General features: G+C 42.3%; 7 protein-coding genes. All 7 read right to left on the reverse strand.

Annotated features, from left to right (window positions below):
- Positions 1 to 431 (reverse strand): adenylate kinase family protein (locus PLK24_RS09515; protein ID WP_324478552.1); only part of this gene is annotated, 431 nt, incomplete at its 3' end.
- A gap of 21 nt (positions 432 to 452) precedes the next feature.
- On the reverse strand, positions 453 to 1,721 hold the full coding sequence (gene secY, locus PLK24_RS09520) for a preprotein translocase subunit SecY (protein WP_324478554.1): 1,269 nt from the start codon (positions 1,719 to 1,721) through the stop codon (positions 453 to 455).
- A gap of 2 nt (positions 1,722 to 1,723) precedes the next feature.
- Positions 1,724 to 2,164, reverse strand: a complete 441-nt coding sequence (gene rplO, locus PLK24_RS09525; protein WP_324478557.1) for a 50S ribosomal protein L15 — start codon at positions 2,162 to 2,164, stop codon at positions 1,724 to 1,726.
- Positions 2,161 to 2,370 carry a 50S ribosomal protein L30 gene (gene rpmD / locus PLK24_RS09530; protein WP_324478559.1) on the reverse strand — a complete coding sequence of 70 codons (210 nt, stop codon included), beginning with the start codon at positions 2,368 to 2,370 and terminating at the stop codon, positions 2,161 to 2,163. The genes rplO and rpmD overlap by 4 nt, the downstream gene beginning before the upstream one ends.
- Before the next feature lie 15 nt (positions 2,371 to 2,385).
- Positions 2,386 to 2,892: a 30S ribosomal protein S5 gene (rpsE, locus tag PLK24_RS09535; protein ID WP_324478561.1), complete on the reverse strand. Its 507-nt coding sequence runs from the start codon at positions 2,890 to 2,892 to the stop codon at positions 2,386 to 2,388.
- A 17-nt stretch (positions 2,893 to 2,909) separates the two neighbouring features.
- Positions 2,910 to 3,269 carry a 50S ribosomal protein L18 gene (gene rplR, locus PLK24_RS09540; protein WP_324478563.1) on the reverse strand — a complete coding sequence of 120 codons (360 nt, stop codon included), beginning with the start codon at positions 3,267 to 3,269 and terminating at the stop codon, positions 2,910 to 2,912.
- Positions 3,270 to 3,281: 12 nt separating this feature from the next.
- Complete coding sequence (gene rplF / locus PLK24_RS09545) at positions 3,282 to 3,794, reverse strand: 50S ribosomal protein L6 (protein WP_324478565.1); 513 nt, start codon at positions 3,792 to 3,794, stop codon at positions 3,282 to 3,284.
- Positions 3,795 to 3,796: the final 2 nt, after the last annotated feature.

Below are 3,796 nucleotides of genomic sequence, written 5' to 3' on the forward strand. Positions count from 1 at the left end.
GGTGGCTTAGAAACCATATTATAGGGAGTTTGGCATTTCTCGCAGATCCTTCGTGCCGAGAGCCGTTCGATTACTTCTTCGCGATCCACATCAAAATACAAAACCAGGTTAAGCTGAATCCCTATTTCTTTTAAAAGCTGGCTCAAGGCTTCAGCTTGTTCAAGATTACGAGGGAAACCATCAAGCATAAAACCATTACGGTAGGTGTTCTGGGTGAGCCTTTCCCGTATAATCCCAATGACCACTTCATCGGGTACTAACTCACCAGATCGAACGTATTCTTCGGCTTTTTTTCCCCACTCCGATTTACTTTGAATAGCTAACCGAATGATATCGCCAGTTGAAATTTGTGGTATATTATATTGTTCTTCTATTTTTTTCGCTTGGGTTCCCTTGCCAGCCCCTGGTGGTCCAAGGAGCACCATAAACATTTATATAATTCCCCCTTAAAATTATTTTTTAATAAATCCTTCGTAATGTCGCATAAGAAGCTGTGCTTCTAACTGTCTCACGGTTTCAATAGCTACTCCGACCATGATGATAATTCCTGTTCCACCAAAATACAGGGTAGTCACATTAGTAACTCTTACCAGCAAATCAGGCAGAACGGCAACAACCATCAAAAAGAGAGCTCCCCATAAGGTAATCCGCGATAATGATCGATCGAGGTATTCTACAGTCGGTCGACCAGGTCGGATACCAGGTATAAAACCACCATACTTTTTCATGTTATCAGCTAATTCCATCGGGTTGAAAGTAACCGCTGTATAAAAGAAAGTAAAAAATATGATTAACGCTGCATAAATCGTCAAATATAATGGCGAATTTGGAGTCAAAGCATCGGCGATTGATTTCATAAAAGCCGAACCTTGGAAAAATTGAGCTAAAGTCGCCGGGAAGAGAAGAATCGAAGATGCAAAAATAATGGGAATAACTCCTCCCTGGATTATCCGAATGGGGATATGAGTACTCTGCCCACCATACATTCTTCGTCCCACTACTCTTTTTGCATATTGAACTGGTATCCTTCTTTGAGCCTCCTGAAACAAGACAACAAAGGCAATGATGAGAACCCAAAACACCAAATTGAGAATAAACATTATCGGATTGATTTCACCAACCCGAATTAATGCTACAGTACTCACCATTTGTGGGATAATTCGAGCCACAATACCGGCAAATATAATTAAAGATATTCCATTGCCAATACCATAGTCTGATACCAATTCTCCCAACCACATCAGAAACATACTTCCTGCGGTGAGGGTCAAAATAACTGTAATTCGATAAGGAATTCCCGGAGTAAATACCACGCCCATACTTTCCAACCAAACGGTAATACCAAAGCCTTGCACTGTTGCCAGAAGAATAGTCCCCCATCGGGTATACTGAGCAATCTTATCACGACCCTCTTCGCCGCTCTTGGCAAGTTCTTCCAGCTTAGGAACTACCGAGGTTAAAAGCTGAAAAATAATCGATGCATTAATATAGGGCATGATACCTAGTGCCAAGATGGAAAAACGGCTTAGCGCTCCTCCGGCAAACATATCCAAAAAACTCAATAAACCACCTCGAGAAAAAACATTCGCCAGTGCTTGGGGATCAATACCCGGAACTGGGACATGAGCTCCAACTCGAAAAATAACCAGCATGAGGAGAGTGAATATAACTCTCTTTTTAAGATCTGGTATTCTAAAAAGCTTGAGCAACGATTCCCACATTTTTAAAGCACCTCGGCTTTTCCGCCCTTTTCTTCAATGAGGGACTTGGCTTTTTTTGAAAAAGCATCTGAATGAACAGTTATAACTTTATTCAGTTCTCCCTTGGCAAGAATTTTTAATTTGAGAGAGGTACTTTCTATAAGACCAGCTTCTTTAAGAAGCTCCTTAGTAATTTCTGTTCCCGGTTCAAAACGATTTAGTTGCGACAGATTAACAATCTGGTATTCTTCTCGATTTAAGGGACGAAACCCTCGTTTTGGTATCCGGCGAACAAAGGGCATTTGCCCTCCTTCAAAATGCGCACTGATATGGGTTCCAGATCGGGATTTTTGTCCATTTTCACCCCGGCCAGCATTTTTCCCATGGCCTGACCCAACTCCTCGTCCAACTCTTTTACTGCGATGGAAAGATCTATCCTGTGGTTTGAGGTCATTAATTTTCATTCCGAAGCCGTCTCCTCTCCTTCGATATTTTCAACCTCTAAGAGATATGAAATCTTGTTGACCATGCCTCGAATAGAGGGGTTATCATCATGAATGACACTATGATTTATTTTTCTGAGTCCCAATGATTGTACAGTTCGTCGGTGTGACTTTAATCTCCCAATCACACTTTTTTTTAGGGTAATTTTCAGTAATTTTTTAGTCATAAACCTATCACTCCGCTATACTCTTTCAAAAAAATCCTGGGAATTTTTTTCTCTCAAATGTGCTACTTCCCGAGGATCTTTGAGGCTCATTAATCCCTGCAAAGTAGCGTGGGCAACGTTAACAGGATTGTTGGTTCCTAATGACTTGGTCAATATATCACGAATACCGGCAACTTCCATAATGGCTCGTACTGGACCTCCGGCAATCACACCGGTTCCGGGCGAAGCTGGTTTCATCACCACTGAACCCGCTCCATATTTCCCCAGCACTTCATGGGTAATTGTCGTCTTTCGTCTTGGGAAAGAAAAAAGTGATTTTTTGGCCCTCTCAACCGCTTTGCGGACAGCATCTGGTACTTCTTTAGCTTTTCCAATTCCTAAGCCAACTACTCCGTCACCATTTCCCACTGCCACAATTGCCCTGAAACCAAATCGCTTTCCTCCCTTTACGACCTTGCTCACTCGACTAACTGATATTAATCTTTCTTGAAGCTCAAGCCCTTCTGGCTTCACTTTCTGCATTGTCCAACCTCCAAGGATTAAAATTCAAGACCGCCTTCTCGAGCACCCTCAGCTAAAGCTCTAACCCGACCGTGATACTTACTTCCACCTCGGTCAAACACCACTTGCTTAATTCCCTTTTGAAGAGCAATTTGAGCAATCCCCTTACCCACTTCCCGAGCTTTCTCGGTTTTGGTTCCAGAGACAGTCTTCATCGGTGCTGAAAGGGTTGAAAAAGCCGCCAAGGTTTCTCCCTTATCATCATCAATAATTTGACCGTAAATATGACTTAAACTCCGGTAAATACAGAGTCGGGGACGTTCGGCGGTTCCTTTCACTTTTGAACGTACTCGTTTATGTCGGTAAACTCTTTTTTGTTTTTTATCTATCAAAGGCATGTTCGGTCCTCCTTACTTCGCCGTGGTCTTCCCCTGTTTTCTTCGGACAAATTCATTAATATACTTAATTCCTGTTCCTTTATAGGGTTCAGGTTTTCTAATTTTTCGAATGTCAGCTGCTACCTGCCCAACTTGTTCCTTATTAGCGCCTTTCACTTTGATTATTTGTCCTTCAACATCAAACGAAATTCCGCTGGGAGGAACAATCTCCACCGGATGACTGAATCCGAGGTTCATAACCAAAGTGTCTCCTTTTTTCTGAGCTTTATAGCCAACTCCGACCAGTTCCAATGATTTTTCAAAACCATCACTAACCCCATGAACCATGTTAGCAATCAGAGTTCGAGTTAGTCCGTGAAGAGACTTATCAAGCTTCGTCTCTCCTTGTGGAACCACTTTAATCTCATTCACCTCTTTAACTATTTTCATGCGTGGATGAAATTGTCTCTCTAATAATCCCTTGGGACCCTTCACCCGAACGGATAGACCGTCGATCTCAATATTGACTCCCGAAGGAACAACGATCG

Source organism: Atribacter sp. (assembly GCF_035418125.1).
Lineage (GTDB): Bacteria > Atribacterota > Atribacteria > Atribacterales > Atribacteraceae > Atribacter > Atribacter allofermentans.